This is a genomic window from Rhodococcus sp. IEGM 27, from assembly GCF_033142305.1.
Lineage (GTDB): Bacteria > Actinomycetota > Actinomycetes > Mycobacteriales > Mycobacteriaceae > Rhodococcus_F > Rhodococcus_F oxybenzonivorans.
The window spans coordinates 28,758-45,234 of record NZ_JAWLSG010000004.1 but is presented as its reverse complement, the minus strand read 5'-3'; the positions used below and the strand labels follow the sequence as shown (position 1 = coordinate 45,234).

15 protein-coding genes are annotated in these 16,477 nt (G+C 66.9%); 7 read left to right on the top strand and 8 right to left on the bottom strand.

Translation table 11 applies throughout. The features are described from left to right. Window positions 1-7 precede the first annotated feature (7 nt). Window positions 8-943, top strand: a complete 936-nt coding sequence (locus R4P95_RS15065) for a 4-(cytidine 5'-diphospho)-2-C-methyl-D-erythritol kinase (RefSeq protein ID WP_213576882.1) — start codon at window positions 8-10, stop codon at window positions 941-943. Next, window positions 943-2,727 (top strand): ABC-F family ATP-binding cassette domain-containing protein, encoded by a 1,785-nt coding sequence (locus R4P95_RS15060; RefSeq protein ID WP_317746073.1) that lies wholly within the window; start codon window positions 943-945, stop codon window positions 2,725-2,727. The genes R4P95_RS15065 and R4P95_RS15060 overlap by 1 nt, the downstream gene beginning before the upstream one ends. Here R4P95_RS15060 and R4P95_RS15055 read toward each other — a convergent pair. Then, window positions 2,724-4,235, bottom strand: a complete 1,512-nt coding sequence (locus R4P95_RS15055) for an acetyl-CoA acetyltransferase (protein WP_317746074.1) — start codon at window positions 4,233-4,235, stop codon at window positions 2,724-2,726. The genes R4P95_RS15060 and R4P95_RS15055 overlap by 4 nt on opposite strands. A gap of 307 nt (window positions 4,236-4,542) precedes the next feature. Here R4P95_RS15055 and R4P95_RS15050 point away from each other — a divergent pair, with 307 nt between their 5' ends. Genes R4P95_RS15050 through R4P95_RS15040 form a run of 3 tightly spaced genes read left to right on the top strand, consistent with a single transcriptional unit; the run spans window position 4,543 to window position 6,178 of the window. Then, a complete protein-coding gene (locus R4P95_RS15050; protein WP_213576885.1) occupies window positions 4,543-5,019 on the top strand; it encodes a nuclear transport factor 2 family protein in 477 nt (158 codons plus the stop codon). Window positions 5,020-5,059: 40 nt separating this feature from the next. Further along, window positions 5,060-5,452 carry a VOC family protein gene (locus R4P95_RS15045; RefSeq protein ID WP_213576886.1) on the top strand — a complete coding sequence of 131 codons (393 nt, stop codon included), beginning with the start codon at window positions 5,060-5,062 and terminating at the stop codon, window positions 5,450-5,452. Window positions 5,453-5,479: 27 nt separating this feature from the next. Beyond that, window positions 5,480-6,178, top strand: coding sequence for a pyridoxal 5'-phosphate synthase (locus R4P95_RS15040; RefSeq protein ID WP_317746075.1), 699 nt, complete (start codon window positions 5,480-5,482; stop codon window positions 6,176-6,178). Window positions 6,179-6,200: 22 nt separating this feature from the next. Here the strand turns inward: R4P95_RS15040 and R4P95_RS15035 are convergent, their stop codons facing one another. Further along, window positions 6,201-6,698: a hypothetical protein gene (locus R4P95_RS15035; RefSeq protein ID WP_317746076.1), complete on the bottom strand. Its 498-nt coding sequence runs from the start codon at window positions 6,696-6,698 to the stop codon at window positions 6,201-6,203. A 119-nt stretch (window positions 6,699-6,817) separates the two neighbouring features. Then, complete coding sequence (locus R4P95_RS15030; RefSeq protein ID WP_109332431.1) at window positions 6,818-8,521, bottom strand: peptide chain release factor 3; 1,704 nt, start codon at window positions 8,519-8,521, stop codon at window positions 6,818-6,820. Between the two features lie 219 nt (window positions 8,522-8,740). Between R4P95_RS15030 and R4P95_RS15025 the strand changes: the two genes are divergently transcribed. Next, window positions 8,741-10,375, top strand: a complete 1,635-nt coding sequence (locus tag R4P95_RS15025) for a fatty acyl-AMP ligase (protein WP_213576889.1) — start codon at window positions 8,741-8,743, stop codon at window positions 10,373-10,375. Window positions 10,376-10,437: 62 nt separating this feature from the next. On the opposite strand, the gene pth is transcribed toward R4P95_RS15025, so the two are convergent. Next, entirely contained in the window at window positions 10,438-11,010 is a 573-nt protein-coding gene (pth, locus tag R4P95_RS15020) for an aminoacyl-tRNA hydrolase (RefSeq protein ID WP_317746077.1), read from the bottom strand. Between the two features lie 105 nt (window positions 11,011-11,115). Beyond that, a complete protein-coding gene (locus R4P95_RS15015; RefSeq protein WP_109332428.1) occupies window positions 11,116-11,730 on the bottom strand; it encodes a 50S ribosomal protein L25/general stress protein Ctc in 615 nt (204 codons plus the stop codon). 288 nt (window positions 11,731-12,018) lie between these two features. On the opposite strand from R4P95_RS15015, the gene R4P95_RS15010 reads away from it, so the two are divergent. Next, a complete protein-coding gene (locus tag R4P95_RS15010) occupies window positions 12,019-13,245 on the top strand; it encodes a GAF domain-containing protein (protein ID WP_208960883.1) in 1,227 nt (408 codons plus the stop codon). Here R4P95_RS15010 and R4P95_RS15005 read toward each other — a convergent pair. The 3 genes from R4P95_RS15005 to R4P95_RS14995 all read right to left on the bottom strand — a co-directional run bounded on the left by R4P95_RS15005 (window position 13,242) and on the right by R4P95_RS14995 (window position 16,471). Then, window positions 13,242-14,714, bottom strand: a complete 1,473-nt coding sequence (locus tag R4P95_RS15005; protein WP_317746078.1) for an FAD-dependent oxidoreductase — start codon at window positions 14,712-14,714, stop codon at window positions 13,242-13,244. The two genes, R4P95_RS15010 and R4P95_RS15005, sit on opposite strands and share 4 nt — an antisense overlap. Window positions 14,715-14,830: 116 nt before the next feature. Then, window positions 14,831-15,235, bottom strand: a complete 405-nt coding sequence (locus R4P95_RS15000) for a PPOX class F420-dependent oxidoreductase (RefSeq protein ID WP_109332424.1) — start codon at window positions 15,233-15,235, stop codon at window positions 14,831-14,833. Window positions 15,236-15,295: 60 nt separating this feature from the next. After that, complete coding sequence (locus tag R4P95_RS14995; RefSeq protein WP_317746079.1) at window positions 15,296-16,471, bottom strand: aminotransferase class V-fold PLP-dependent enzyme; 1,176 nt, start codon at window positions 16,469-16,471, stop codon at window positions 15,296-15,298. Window positions 16,472-16,477 lie beyond the last annotated feature (6 nt).

Genomic DNA, 16,477 nt, shown 5'->3' with positions numbered 1-16,477 from the left:
TATCCTTGTGCTTTCCGTCGTTCCTCGCCCCGTCGTCGTCCGGGCCCCGTCCAAGGTCAATCTCCACCTGGCCGTCGGGGACCAACGTGCCGACGGCTACCACGAGCTGAACACGGTCTTCCAGGCGCTCTCCCTCGGCGACACCGTGTCGGTCGCGCCTGCGGATGCGCTGACGGTGAAGGTCCGCGGTGAGGATGCCCGTGTGGTTCCCACCGACAGCCGCAACCTCGTCTGGAAAGCCGCCGAGATGCTTGCGGTCGAGGCCGACCGGCGTCCCGACATCGAGATCTCGATCGACAAGGGCATCCCGGTTGCCGGTGGCATGGCGGGCGGCAGCGCCGACGCCGCCGCGACGCTGGTGGCCCTGAACGCGCTGTGGCATCTCGACCTCTCTCGTGAGGACCTCCATTCTTTCGCAGCGAAACTGGGTAGTGACGTGCCGTTTGCGCTGCACGGTGGTACCGCCTTCGGAACCGGACGCGGCGAGAGACTCCTGCCGGTTCTCTCGCGCAGCACCTTCCATTGGGTACTCGCGCTCGCGAAAGGTGGGTTGAGCACCCCCACGGTGTTCCGGGAACTCGACCGCCTGCGCGCCGCCGGCACACCACCGAAGCTCGGCGGTGCGGACGACCTCATGCATGCGCTCACGACGGGCGACGCTGCAACGCTCGCGCCGCTGCTGGGCAACGATCTGCAGGCCGCTGCACTGTCCCTCGAGCCACGACTGCGGCGGACGTTGCGCGCCGGAGTCGCCGCGGGCGCGCTCGCCGGCATCGTCTCCGGGTCGGGGCCGACCTGTGCCTTTCTGTGCGCTGACGCGGATGCCGCGGTCCGTGTCAGCGCAGAACTCGCAGGTGCGGGAGTGTGTCGCACCGTGCGGGTCGCGAGCGGACCGGTGCCGGGCGCCCGAATAATCAATGACGCGGCGGAGGGATCGCACTGATGGCGAATCTGATCAATCTCGAACAGGTATCGAAGTCGTTCGGCATCAAGCCGTTGCTCGATTCGGTGTCGCTCGGCGTACAGGAAGGCGAACGCATCGGCGTCGTCGGCCTCAACGGTGGCGGCAAGACCACGATGCTCGAGGTGCTCGCCGGTGTGGAGGCGCCCGACTCCGGACGCGTCAGCCGGGTCGGCGGCCTGCGGATGGCGGTGGTGACGCAACGCGGCGTCCTGCCGCCCGGCTCCAGTGTCGGCGACGTGGTTCTCGGACCGCTCGGCGTCGCCGCTCACGAATGGGCCGGTGACGCCCGCATCCGCTCCGTCCTCGCGGGCATCGGAATCGACAACCTCGGCTTGGAAGTCACCGTCGACGGACTGTCCGGTGGCGAGCGACGGCGTGTCGCGCTGGCGGCGGCGCTGGTGCAGGACCTCGACCTCCTGGTACTCGACGAACCCACCAACCACCTCGACGTCGAGGGGGTGCAGTGGCTGGCCGAGCACCTGGTGTCCCGCCGTAGCGCCCTCGTGGTCGTCACCCACGACCGCTGGTTCCTCGACACCGTCGCCAACCGCACGTGGGAAGTGGTGGGCGGCAGGGTCGAAAGCTACGAGGGTGGTTACAACGACTGGGTTTTCGCACGGGCGGAGCGGTCCCGGCAGGCGGACGCGTCCGAGGAGCGCCGGCGTAACCTGGCCCGCAAGGAGTTGGCGTGGCTGCGGCGCGGTGCTCCGGCCCGCACGTCGAAGCCCAAGTACCGGATCGAGGCCGCGGAGGCGTTGATCGCCGACGTGCCGCCGCCCCGCGACAACGTGGCCTTGGCGTCGTTCGCGCAGCGCCGGCTCGGCAAGGTGGTCATCGAACTCGAGGATGCCCGTCTCGAGACGCCCGACGGCCGGGTGCTCGTCGACGACCTCACGTGGCGGCTCGCGCCCGGTGAACGTGTCGGTCTGGTCGGGGTCAACGGTTCCGGCAAGACGACGTTGCTCCGCACGCTCGCCGGGGAAATCGAACCCGCGGCGGGCAAACGCATCCAGGGACAGACGGTCCACATCGGATGGTTGCGCCAGGAACTCGACGACCTCCCCATCGGCATGCGGGTCCTCGAGGCCGTCAAGGACGTCGCGGAGCGAATCACTCTGGGCGACAAGGAGGTCTCGGCCGGACAACTGGCCGAGCGGCTGGGCTTCACGCCGGCTCGCCAGCGAACACCGGTCGGTGACCTGTCGGGCGGTGAGCGGCGCCGCCTCCAGCTCACGCGAGTGCTGATGGCCGAGCCCAACGTCCTTCTTCTCGACGAGCCGACCAACGACCTCGACATCGACACCCTGCAGCAGCTCGAGGACATCCTCGACGGCTGGGCGGGCACGATGGTCGTCATCAGCCACGACCGCTACCTGATCGAGCGTATCTGTGACACGACGTGGGCACTGTTCGGTGACGGGAAGCTGACCAACCTCCCCGGTGGCATCGAGGACTACCTGCGACGCCGTGCGGTGATGGGTGACGTCGGCGCACCGTCCGTCGCGTCGACGGCGACGGGTGCGTCGGCGCCCAAACAGGCGCGTGACGGTGCGGCGGAACGTGCTGCGCGGAAAGAACTTTCTCGCCTCGAGCGTGCGGTCGCCAAGCTGGACGAGCGCGAGCGGAAGCTGCACGAGAAGCTGGCCGAGGCGGCGACGGATCCGGACAAGCTGCAGAAGCTCGACGTCGAGCTCAAGCAAGTGGTGGCCGAGAAGGAAGCGGCTGAGGAGCAGTGGATGGAACTGGCCGCCGATCTGGACTAGCCGGTCGGAAACCGAACGGTCAGCACACCGTCCCGGTCGGTGACATGGACCGTCCGGCCGATCACCGACCGCGGGGGAGTGCGGGTGTACGCCGACAGGGCTGCTGCGTCCTCGGGTCCGGTGCGTCCGGCGAGACGCCGTCCGTCGGACGTGTGTGCGACGACGAATCCGGTGGCGGGGACACCGTCGCGGCCGTACTCCACAGTGGTCGTGAGAATCTCGGCTTCGCCGGCGTATCCGGCGACGAGTTCGGGAGCGTCCGAACCGAGCTGTTCCGGCTCGGGGGTGCCGATGTAGCCGTTCCGGTGCGGCGTGCCCGAGAGCAGGACGACGTGCTGGTACGTCAGATATCCGCCGTTGCCGTGGACGAGGGCCGGGCCGGCGCCCTCACGAACGCGGCGGGTCACTTCGGCGATGGCGTGCAGGGTGTAGCTGTTGAGCGGGCCGCCGAAGAACGAGTGCCCACCGGTCACGCTGGGGACGGTGTCCTCGGGTAGGCAGAGTGCGCGAATCAACAATTTCGGGACCACCGGGAAGCAACTGTAGGCGTCGACGACGTCGAGGGCGGACGCCTCGAGGGAGGCCTGGGCCAGTGCCCGGCCGACGGCCCGGTTCATCGCCGCGGAGGTCCCGAAGCTGTTGCGGGCAAGCACATCCACCGGGTCGGTCGCTCCGGCGCCACCCCACAGATAGACCACTCGGTCGTCGGCGATGCCGTGTTCGCGGGCGAGCGCCAGGGAGCACACCACGACCGCTGCCGCCTGATCCACGAACGGCATGGCGTTGAGCATCAGGGGATACGGTTCACAGACCATGCGATTGCCCGGTCCGGTGGTCGCGATGTCTTCGGGGGAATACACCGTCGACGTCCACGACGCCGGATTCTTCGCCGCCAGCTCCGAGAAGGCCGAGTACATGCGGGCCGACCACGCCGAGGACTGCTCGGGTGTGCGGCCCGAGTCGTAGGTGAAGCGATTCTCGAACAAGGGATAGACGCGGGTCGGCACGATGAGCCCAGCCCGCTGCATGCCGGGGCTTCCGAGATCGGAGGCATCGAAGGCCGGTGGCCCACCCGGTGCCGCTACCCAGCCGAGCGACACCGGATCGGTGCCCGACTTCTGTAGCGCCGTCATGGTCGCCTGCGCCTCACCGCCCACCAGCAGTGCCACCGACGTTCGACCTCCGGCGATGTCATCACCGATGCGGTCGAGAAGAGCAGCAGGCCAATGGCCGCCGATCGGCGAGGTGCTCGCGGTGATGGGCGCCGGCACCGTCAGCCGGGCCGCGAGCAATCCCGGAAGATCGTCGTAGGACCAGCTGACGGTCTTGACCGCGTGTATCGCGTCGATCCGGGACCGCAGCGCTGCGACACCGCAGTCGGCAATCGCTGACTGCGCGGCCTCCGAGATGAGATCGAGTGGCTCCCGCGGGCCCGCAGGAACCCCACTTCGTCCGGACCGTACGTCACCGACACCGACGATGACGGGTATGCGCGCTGGATCGAGCATGGAAACCCCTTCGGTGTCCGGACGGTCGAGAACCTCGTCAGCGACACCCTAGTGTTGAACGCGTTATATGTAGATGTCGGGTCACATTCACCCTGGGCGGGATCGGAGAACGAGTGTGGCCGGGAAGTCGATCGGCGCTTTGTCGACGGGTGCGGGTGGGAAGTCGATTCGTGACCTTTTCGTGTCCCGAATCACGGCGCAAATATGCATGATCCGGGCAAAAGGGGGGAATCCAAGGCGAGCCCGCAGATGTTCGGACTAATCTGCAGTCCAGGGCATGCATGTCGCTGCACAGGAGGCGGGGGTCATGGATCTCGAAGCAATCAAACAGATCGAGCAGCTCAAGCACCGTTACTCTCGTGCACTCGATACCAAGTCGTGGGAAGAATTCGCCGACACCATGGTTCCCGAAGTCAAGGCCACGTACAGCGAATACCTGACGTTCGATTCCCGTGACTCCTTCGTGTCCTTTCTGGAGAACACGTTGGGCACCCATGTGATCACCGAGCACCAGTGCGGGCAGCCCGAGATCACCGTCACCGGTGACACGGCTGTCGGCGTGTGGTTTCTTGCAGACACCACGCTCATCCCCGAGGACGGCATGTTGCTGCGGGGGTCGGCCTACTATCACGACAGTTACGTCCGGTGCCCGGACGGTGCGTGGCGGATCACTTCCACCGGGTACGAGCGCACTTGGGAATCGGTGGCTGCGCTGTCGGACTTCCCGAGTTTCCGGCTGACTTCCAACAAATGGGCGATGTTGCAACCCCCCGCCTCGGCCTGACCGAGCACCGGAGGTTGCCACGACGAGGCGGGAGGTGACGATGTCGTCTGCAGTGCCCGTTCCCGGTGCGGTGCCGTACCTCACGGTGCGAAGAGGCACCGAAGCTGTCGAGTGGTATTCGGCGGTGTTCGGCGCGCGAGTGGTCGGGGAGCCGATCGTTTTGGACGACGGCAGGATCGGCCACGTGGAGTTGCAGCTCCCCACCGGGATGATCTACCTCGCCGAGGAGTTCCCGGAAATGGGTTTGACTGCGCCGGAGGCAGGTTCGACATCGGTCAGCTTGATGCTCGCCGTCGACGATCCCGACGCCGTCCTGTTGAGTGCCCGCGATGCCGGAGGGACCGTGGAGCGGTGGATCTCCGAGGGGCACGGGCATCGCAACGCCACCCTCATCGATCCGTTCGGGCACCGCTGGATGCTCGTCGGGCCGTAGGCCACACCGGCCCGCTACTGTCGGCACATGCCGATCGCACCGGACCCGTCGTCGTTCCCGGACACCCGGGCGTGGATACGGGCTTTGCCCGCGCTCACCGTCGTCGACCCAGCGCCTCCCGAACCACTGCCCGTCGATGCGTTGCCGGACGCGCCGCAGGTCCTCTTTCTCGACTGGCTCGCCGAGGCGGCGGCGGCCGGTGTTCCAGAACCGCACGCCGCCGCGTTGTCGACGGTGGACCCGGGCGGTCGGCCCGACGCTCGGTTCCTTCTACTCAAGGACGTCACGGAGCGAGGTTTCTGGTTTTCCGGCGACACGCGTTCGCCGAAGGGGCGTGATCTGACGTCGAACGCTGTTGCTGCGCTGACGTTCTACTGGCGGGAACGAGGGCGTCAGATCCGGGTGCGCGGAACCGTGGTCGACGGCGGTCCGGACGTGTCGGCCCGCGATTTCCGGGAGCGGTCGGTGACCGCCCGCGCCGTCGCGACTGCGAGTCGCCAGAGCGAGGTGCTCACCGATCCCGCGGAGTACGAACGGGTTGTCACGGCGGCGGCCGCGAGCATCGAGGCCGACCCCGACTTCGTGTCGAGCACGTGGCGAGCCTGGTGCCTAGTGCCCGACAGTGTCGAATTCTGGCAGGCCGATCCCGGACGCCGGCATCAGCGCTGGAGCTACCGAAGAGAGCCCTCGGGCGAAGGGTGGACGCGCGCGATTCTGTGGCCGTAGGCGCCTGCCGGATACGGGACGGTCAGCGAAGGGTAGTGGAGGGGGAGCGCAGGTCCACGACGATCGACTGGCCGTTCAGCTGGGCGTGAATCTCCGGCCGTTCGAATCCGGCCGCCACGAGGTACTCACCGAGCAGCTCGAGCAGTTCGTCGGCGTCCACGGTGGGGTCGGCGGAGTGGCTGCTCGCGGACGCGAGGTGGTCCTCGAGGAGTTCGGTGTGTGCAAGACGGCCCGCGACCCGCACGGCTGCCACTCCCATCGCGTTGCGTCGCTTCACGGTGCGTCCACGGGACTCGAGGGACGAGGTGGTGTCAACCGGCTCGGCTGCCTCCTCGGTGCTGTGGGAGCCCGAGCTGCGCGTCGGCAACGGAAAGGTGAACGTCTCGGCGGAGCTGGGCGTCGACGCGCCGTTGCCGGTCAGTGCTCCGCTGCTCGGTTCCGCGAAGGGTGATTCGGCGGTCGAGCCGTTGCCCCTGGAGCCGTTGCTGCCCGATCCATTGGTAGAAATGCCGTTCTCCATCGTGTCGCTTCCTGCTCGTAGACAAACGGGTTCTCGCACCAGCCCGCCAGTTTGCTCGATACGAACGTGAAAGCTACCAGCACCCGAGGTTCCGCCGCGGATCCGGCGGGCGGCCGACTTCAGTCGGCGGCGGCTACCAGCGGCTCGAGCGTGAGGTCAGGCAACTCCTTCTGAATGTACTGCAGTCGCCACTTGTCACTCACGAGCGCCAGTAGAACGCCGTCGGATCGGGTGAACACCTCGACGCCGCGCTGACGGTTCAGCTCGTCGACGGACTGCGGATCTGTCCGTCGGGCCAACGCGTAGGCAAGCGGCTCCATCCGGGCCTCGACGTTGAACTCGGCCTTCATCCGGGCCGCAACCACCTCGAACTGCATGGGACCGACCGCCGCCATGACGGGTGACGCGTCGCCGCGAAGGTCGTTGCGCAGAATCTGCACGACACCTTCGGAGTCGAGCTGATCCACCGCGCGGCGGAACTGCTTGTACTTGCCAGCGCTCTCTGCCCGCAGGATGGAGAAGTGCTCGGGAGCGAACGACGGGATCGGCGGGAACTCCACCTTCTTCTCGAAATAGAGAGTGTGCCCGGGGGCGAGGGCCGTGGCGTTGACCAGTCCCACCACATCGCCCGGGTAGGCGGATTCGACGGTGGACCGTTCACGACCGAACACCGTCTGCGCGTACTTGGTGGTGAAGGGCTTACCTGTCTGGGCGTGGGTGACCACCATGCCGCGCTCGAAGACGCCGGAGACGATCCGCATGAACGCGAGGCGGTCGCGGTGGGCTGTATCCATCCCGGCCTGCACTTTGAACACGACGGCACTGAACGGGTCCGTGACCTCGCGGGGAGTGCCGGTGACGTCCTCACGGGCGCGGGGCGGCGGCGCAAGCTCCACCAGAGTGTCGAGGATCTGCCGCACGCCGAAGTTGAGCATCGCCGACGCGAAGATCACCGGCGAGGTCTGACCGCCGAGGAACAATTCCTGATCGTGGTCCTGGCCGGTGGCCGAGAGCAGCTCGCTCTCCTCCGCGGCGGTGACCCACTCGCTGCCCTCCTTCGCGAGAGCGGCGTCCGCGTCCATCACCTCTTCCGGGGCGATCTTGGCGCCGCCCGCGGTGCGGGTGAACCGGATGTACTCGCGGGGGGCGCCGTCCTCGCCGCGGCGCAGCAGTCCTCGGAAGTCACCCGCGATGCCCACGGGCCAGTACAGGGGAGTCGGGGTGAGGCCGATCCGCTCATGGATCTCGTCGAGCAGTTCCAGCGGCGTCTGACCCGGGCGGTCCCACTTGTTGATGACCGTGATCACGGGGATCCCCCGGTGACGACATACCTGGAACAGCTTGAGCGTCTGCGGTTCGAGACCCTTCGCGGCGTCGATGAGCATGACGGCGGCGTCGACAGCGGTCAGGACTCGGTAAGTGTCCTCCGAGAAGTCAGAGTGACCGGGAGTGTCGACCAGGTTGATGACGTTGTCGGTGAGGTCGTCCGGCGACGCCTCGGTGGAACGGTAGTTGAACTGGAGGGCCGTGGAGCTGACCGAGATACCGCGGGCCTTCTCCATCTCCATCCAGTCGGACACCGTCGACTTGCGCCCTGCCTTCCCGTGCACGGCGCCCGCCTCGGAGATCACCTTCGCGTGCAAGGCGAGAGCTTCGGTCAACGTCGACTTACCGGCATCGGGGTGTGAGATCACAGCGAAGGTCCGGCGACGCTGAGCCTCCGCGCGGACGCCCTTGTCGAGCTTGTCCTGCGACGAGGCAGTGGTGGCGACAGACTCCGCCTCGGCTGGGATGATGTCGGCCGAGTCGGACGGGGTAGTCAACGAAGAACCTCTCGGGGGACTGGATGCGGAAAGGCCAGGTGGCCGCATACCAGGTTACCCGGGGGCCGAGGAGGGATTTACAGCACATCCGGCGAGAGGTAACACTGACCTGACGTAACACTCAGCTCGGGTTCGGATATTTAATCAGCGTGAGTCGTCGGGGCGCTCCGGAGTTACGTCTACTGCGTTCGGACACCCGTATCTGCACGAGGAGAAATCTTGAGCAAGTTCACCGACGAGATGTATGCCACCGCTGTCACCAGCAACCGCGGGTTGGTCACCGGTGAGCCGGATGCGCCGTTGCGACAGCCATGGGGCGAAATTCATCGGGCGGCGCGGCGGATGGCGGGTGCGCTCGCGGCGGCGGGTATCGGCCACGGCGACGCCATCGGCATCCTGGCCGGTCAGCCCGTCGACATCGCGCCGTCCTGTCAGGGAATCTGGATGCGTGGCGCCTCCGTCACGATGCTGCATCAGCCCACCCCGCGGACCGATCTGGCGGTATGGGCCGAAGACACCGAAACCGTGATCAGGATGATCGATGCGAAGGCAGTGATCCTCGGTGCGCCATTCGACGCGGCCAAGCCGCTACTCGAGGAACGCGGCATCACAGTGGTGACGGTGGCCGAACTGAACGAAGGTCCGGAGACCGAACCGGTCGAGACCTTTGAGAACGACATTGCCTTGCAGCAGCTCACCTCCGGCTCCACCGGGTCGCCGAAAGCCGTGCAGATCACCCACGAGAACTTCTACACCAACGCCTACGCGATGATCGATCGCATCAAGTTCTCCCTCGACGACGACGTGATGGTCAGCTGGTTGCCGCTGTTCCACGATATGGGGATGGTGGGCTTCCTCAGTGTGCCCATGCAGGTCGGTGCCGAGGTCGTCAGCATCACCCCGATGGACTTCCTTCGCACCCCGCTGTTGTGGGCGCAGCTGATGGGCAAGTACAAGGGCACGGTCACGGCGGCGCCCAACTTCGCGTACTCGCTGCTGGCCCGTCGTCTTCGGCAAGCCGAGGACGGTGCGGTCGATCTGTCCAGCGTGCGGTACATGTGGAACGGGGCCGAACCGGTCGACCCCGACACCATGACGGCGCTCGCCGAGGCCGGCGCCCGGTTCGGACTGAATCCGTCCGCACTCGCCCCCGTCTACGGGATGGCGGAAACCACCCTCGCGGTGTCGATTCCCGACCCGGATCAGGGTCAGGTACTCGACTTCGTCGACCCGGACATTCTGGAGGCGATGTCCCGGGCTGTCCCGTCGAGCAAGCCGAATGCGCGTCCCCTCGCCACCCTCGGGAAGATGGTTCCGAACCTCGAAGGCCGGGTCGTCGACGGCGACGGGGAACTGCTCCCCACCCGTGGAGTCGGGATCATCGAGGTGCGCGGCAAGGCTGTGACCCCCGGATACGTCACTCTCGAGGGCCACAAGCCGGCGCAGGATCCGGACGGCTGGCTCAACACCGGTGATATCGGCTACTTCACCGAGGAGGGTCTCGTCGTGGTGTGCGGTCGCATCAAGGACGTGATCATCATGGGTGGCCGCAACATTTATCCCACCGACATCGAGCGGGCAGCCGGCACCGTGTCCGGTGTCCGCCCGGGCAACGCGGTCGCGGTGCGACTCGACGCCGGCCAGAAGCGGGAAAGCTTCGCGGTCGCGGTCGAAACCAACAACTATCAAGACCCGGACGAGGTCAAGCGGATCGAACACGAGGTCGTGCACGCGGTGGTCTCGGAAGTGGGAGTGCGTCCGCGTACCGTCGCGGTCCTCGGACCCGGCAGCATCCCCAAGACGTCGTCCGGCAAGTTGCGCCGGACCACCTCGGCGTCGCTGGTCCGCGACTGAGGCGCCTTCGGCGTCCGTGCGCCTTTCTGGGACAACCAGGAAGGCGCACGGGCGCGGAGCGCCTAGTGCAGGCGATTCTGCGCAGCCTCGAGGCCGACCTTCAGCAGGAGTTCGACGGCGTCCGCCGCTTCCTCGCAGAGGATGTCGAGCTCCTTGCGTTCCACCGAGGAGAAGGGCTTGAGCACATACGACGCGGGGTCCATCCGTCCGGGCGGTCGTCCGATCCCGATGCGGGTGCGGAGGTAATCCTTGGTGCCCAGTGAACTGGAGATTGACCGTAAACCGTTGTGGCCGCCTTCGCCGCCGCCCTGCTTGAAGCGGACGGTCCCGAAGTCGAGGTCGAGCTCGTCGTGGATCACTACGATGTTGTCGGGGTCGACGGAGAAGAATCGCGCCAACCCGGCTACGGCGCCTCCCGACAGGTTCATGTACGAACGCGGCTTCGCCAGGATCGTCGAGCGCCCTTCGAGCCGCCCTTGAATGATGTCGGCGCCACTCTTCTTGTGTGCGCTGAACTTTGCTCCCATGCGACCGGCCAGCACACCGGCCACCATGAAGCCGATGTTGTGCCGCGTCTTCTCGTACTGCGGTCCCGGATTTCCCAGGCCGACCACCAGAGCCGTGTCTTCACTCACCGACAGGTCCTTCCCTATGGCAGGTTCTCGTCACACGAGAGCGGCGCGTCACCCCGGAATTGTCCGGGACGACGCGCCGCCGAGTTCAGTGCGGTTGCGAGAGGATCAGCTCTCGGCGCCCTCTTCGGCAGGGGTGCCGGCTGCTTCGCCGGTCTCTTCCTCGAGGTCGGCTGCGGTGGGGGCAGGGACGACGTTGACGATGAGCAGCTCGGGGTCGGCCTGCAGGGTCGAACCCTTGGGCAGCTCGAGCTGGTTGGCCAGGATCTGCGTGCCGGCCTCGAGGCCCTCGACCGAAACCTCGATCTGCTCGGGGATGTGCAGCGCGTCGGCTTCCAGGGCGATGGTGGCGGCGTCCTGGGCGACCAGGGTGCCGGACGCTGCCTCACCGGTGACGACGACGGGGACCTCGACCGTGACCTTCTCGCCCTTCTTGATGACGAGGAGGTCGGCGTGCTCGATGTAGTTGCGGATCGGGTGGATCACGACCGACTTGGTGAGGGCGACCTGGGGGGTGCCGTCGATGTCGAGGTTCAGGATGGCGTTGGTGCCGTGCGCACGCAGAATCGCGGCGAAGTCGCGCGACGGCAGGTTCAGGTGGCGGGGATCCTCACCGTGGCCGTACAGAACAGCGGGAACCTGACCATCGCGTCGGGCGCGGCGGGCGGCGCCCTTGCCGAACTCGGTGCGTACGGCGGCTACGAGGGTGTTTTCGTCAGACATGGTGAAACGGCTCCTACAACTCACGGTGGTTACTGGCTGGCGTCTTGTCGTCGGTGAGGGACGAACGGGCGCACGGGCCAGGAGCGAAACGCTCGAGCTGAGCCGTAGCCGCGTCGATCACGGTAATCCAGCGTATCGAACAAGCCGGTTCACCCTCGCCGAGACAACTTACGGAACTCTACCGGATGGCTGCCGGGCCTGCTAATCGGGTCGTCGTTTCGATGACGCCTCACCATGTCGGGCCCAGTCCTGCCGCCGGCCCACCAATGGACTAGTGGTGTGGCTCACATGGCCGGGGGTAGCCTCGGCGTTGTGAGCACAGAACCCCGGAGCGCCGACCGGTTGACCGCGGTGGCCAGCGGCGTGGATCTGTCACGGCACGCCCGATTGCTGAGCAGGGTGCACGACGCGGTGCTGTCCGGGCAACAGCCGCCGGTGATGCCGCGGGACGTGGTGGCACGTTCGTGGTCGCGACTGCAGGCAGGTGGGGTGACCCCCGACCATTGTGCCGACGTGGAACCGGCCGACTTCGCGGAGATCGAGGAGCGCCGGACGCGCACCGCGCTGAGGTCCGTTCTCCCCGAGCTGCGCAACACGCTGACGCAGGTGGCCGACGACGCCAACTTCATCGTGGTCATCGCCGATGCCGACGGCGTGCTGCTGTGGCGTGAGGGATCACGCGGAGTGCGCAAAGCAGCTGATGCGCTCGGGTTCACGGAGGGCGCGCGCTGGGCGGAGCAGGCGGTGGGCACCAACGCGATTGGTACGGCTCTCGTCGAAGATGCCGCGGTACAACTCTTTTCAGCGGAGCACTATGCGCCGTCGCATCACGGGTGGTCGTGCACAGGATCGCCGGTCCACGATCCGCGCACGGGGGACATTCTCGGCGTGGTGGATATCAGCGGTTCGGCAATGTCGGTTCATCCGACCACGGTCGCACTCGTGCGCACCGCGGTTCGCCTCGCCGAGGCCACCCTGTGGCGTGAGCACACCGCGCAACTCGAGAAGCTGCGCGGACGGGCCGCCCCGTTGCTGGCGTCGGCGGGTGGTCCGGCTCTCGTAGTCGATCAGCACGGCTGGGTGGCGGGCGCGACGGGGATCGCTGCACCCGAGCGGCTGGCTACGCCGAGTCAGGGCAAACCGCTCCTCGTCCCCGGGCTCGGGATCTGCGTGCCCGAACCGCTGGGCGACGGATGGCTGGTGCGTCGCCGGGTCGACGGCGCGGGACTGCAGGTGGAACTCGACCTCGGCGCGTCACCGCGGGTGACGGTGTGCGGAGATGCGAACTGGACGCAAGCCCTCTCGCCGCGGCATGCGCAGATACTCCGGGTGTTGGCGGTGGCGGGAACTGGGGGTGTCGATGCTGCTTCCCTCAGCGAGGCACTGTTCGGCGACCGAGAGCACGTGGTGGCCGTCCGCGCCGAAGTCTCGCGTCTGCGCAAGACTCTCGGCGCGGTGCTGAGCACGCAGCCCTACCGTTTCGCGGACGGCGTGAGCGTGCGGGTGCTCGACTAGCTCTGCTTCGCGGCGGCCACGCCCGCCCGGCGACCGTAGAAGCTGCCGTCGCCGAGCGATGTCCCGCTGGCGTATCCGCCCGCGCACACACCCGACGTGCAGCGGCCGGCTGCGAAGAGTCCGGGAATGGGCTCCCCGGAGACGTGTAGTACCTCGGAGTCGAGGGTGGTCCGCAGCCCGCCCAGAGTGAAGCCCAGCGTGAACCCGCGCAGGTCGAGTGCGGCGACGGGGGAGCCGATCGGCTTCACCCATTCGGACTTCTTGTGCAGCAGGGGATCGGTGCCGTCGGCGGCGTGCTTGTTGTAGACCTCGACGGTCGATCGGAGCGCACCCTCGGGCAGCCCCATGTCCGACTCGAGTTCCTCGACGGTCTCGGCAACCCACTTGGGTTGTACGCGCAGGAAGGGGGTGGCGGTGGTGGCGGCAACACCTTCGTCGTAGGCCGCTTCGTCGATGACGAGGAACGCCTGATTGTCCTGGTGGAACAACGTCATCTGACCGATGCGCCCCGAATAGGTGTCTTCCGGGACGTACCGCTGTCCGCGACCGTTCACCAGAATGCCTCGCACTATCAATTGGGGATCGCACACGAAGGCCACTTCGGTGGCGTCCATGTGGGCCAGGTCGGCGCCGAGAGCCTGGGCCATCAGGATCGACCGGCCGTCGTGTTCCTCGATCGCAGCACCGGGCCGGCCGATGAGGCGAGGAGCGTAGGCCTGAATCATCTTGTCGTTGTATGCAAAGCTCCCGGTGGCGAGGACCACGCCGCGTCGGGCCCGGACGGCGACTTCTTTGCCGTACTGCTTGGCGATGATCCCGACGACCCGACCGGTGTCGTCCGTGATCAGAGTCTGCACGCGCATGTCGTATTCGGCCCGTACACCCAGCTTTTCGGCGGCCTCCACCAGTGGCTTCATCAGCATGTAGCCACCACCCTTCTCGCCGGTGCGCTTGCCGTCCATCTGCGGAACGTGTCCGCGAGGTGCAGGTGTGGCGATTTCGTTGAACGGTGCCGCGTTCTCACCACCCGAGTACATGAGGCCGTCGTCGAACGGCGGTTCCCAGCCCGGCTCTCCCCAGAAGCTCGCCTTGAACGGCACGCCGCACTCGACGAGCCAGTTGTAGTGCTCGACGCTGCCGTCGCAGTAGTCGGCTATCTTCTCCTCGTCGGCGCCGGGGCCGAGGGCTGCCACCATGAACTTCTTCATGTTCTCGGGCGAGTCCTCGAAGCCACAGGCCTTCTGAAGGGGTGTACCGCCGCCGAGGTAGATGAATCCCCCCGCCAGCGAGGCGGCACCACCCCAGCCGCTGGTGCGCTCGAGGACCAGCACTTCGGCGCCCGCCCGTGCCGCCTCGATCGACGCGGACACACCGGCGATCCCGTACCCCGCGACGACGACGTCGGCCTCGTAGTCCCACGCGGCGATCTCGGAAATGGGTCGCGGGCGGATCGGAGTCGGTTCGGCCATGGGTGGTCCTCTCGGGCGCTCGGATGTGACGATGCACGGCTATCCGAACTGTAACCTGTTATAGCCGGGAGTCGACCTGCCGTCTCGCTGAGTGGGAGGCGATTTTCACGTTGTGCCTATAGCTCCAGATCACGCACATCGGTCAGCTCGTAATGAAGCGTTTCCGTCCGCATCAGCCGGTGGGCGAGATGAACGAAAACTCGTTGCAGAACCGGATACCGCTTATCGATGAGCACGCCGGCGGCGCGGGACTCCTCGCCGCTGAGCAGACGAGCCGTTGCCCGGGCCGGAGGCCCGGTCGGCTTCCCGGCCCAGGTACACGGGCGGATCCGGACTTCGGGGAAGTTGCGGAGCCGTTTGTTCTTCGACGCCTTGCCCGGAGTGCGGAAAACGGCACGTTCGCCGTCCACCACCAGATTGACCGGAGTGTCTACCCAGGTCCCATCCCGCTTGCGGGTCTGCAGCTGCACGACCTTCTCTGCGGCGAAGCGGGGCAACGCCGTCGATGCCGGATTCGTCATTTTTCTCGCGTCCTGGCTTGTCGGTGCTCCCAGATTACGTCGCAGCCCCAGCCGGAACCACTACTTCGCCAGCGCTGCCACTTCCGCCAGTGCCCGATCGAGATCGTCCCGCGAACAGAAATAGTGCGGGGAGGCGCGCACGACGGCGTCCAGATCGCGGGCGCTCATGTCGAGCAAGGTCGATCCGCGCAGGCTGGCGGTGACGGTCACCCGGCGATTCGCCAATTGCGCACGCACATCCCGCGGATCGAGACCGTCGACGGTGAACGACACGATCCCGCAGCGGCGGGTCCCGAGGTCGCGCACCGTGACGCCGTCGATCTCGGACAGCCCCGAACGCAGGTACTCGGCGCCGTCGACCACAGCCGCCTCGACCTGGTCCACACCGAGGTCGAGGAGATAGTCCACTGCCGCACCCAGGCCCAGCCGGGCCGCGACGTCGCATTCCCAGAACTCGAACCGACTCGCGTCCGCAGCCATCCGGTAGTCCTCGGCCCCGGTCCATTCGGCACTGTGCAGGTCGAGTGCCGCCGGCTCGAGGGTCGTGGTCAGTTCATCGGCGATGTACAGGAACCCGGTGCCTCGAGGGCCGCGCAACCACTTGCGGCCGGTTGCGGACAATGCGTCAACGCCGAGCTCGGCCACGTCCAGTGCGATCTGTCCGACGGACTGGCACGCATCGAGAAGCACGAGAGCTCCCCGGGCGTGTGCCAGGTCGACCACCTCGCGGACCGGGTTGACCAACCCGCCGTTGGTGGGCACGTGCACCAAGGACACGAGACGGACGCGGTCGTCGAGAAGCTTTTCGAGAGCGACGAGGTCGATCTGGCCGGACGGGTCACTCGGAATCACGTCGACGGTGGCGCCCGTGGACCGTGCCCGTTGAAGAACCGCGATCGCGTTGCTGGCGTACTCGACTTCGGAGAGAAGGACCCGGTCACCCGGCTTCAACGGGACGGCCTGGAAGAAGTCGTTCCATGCGGTGGTGGCGCTGTCGACGAGTGCGATGGTATCTGCGCTCGCGCCGATCAACCGGCCGATGGAGGTCTTCACCGAGGCGAGGTCACCAGCGCGTTCCGCGGCCGCGACGTATCCGCCGACGTCGGCCTCGCGGCGCAGATGAGCGAAGACCGCGTCGAGTACCGGAGTGGGCGGAAGCGAAGACCCGGCGCTGTCCAGAAACACCTTGTCGAGGCAGCCGGGGGTGTCCCTGCGCGCGCGCTCGAGGTCGAGCATGTCGGA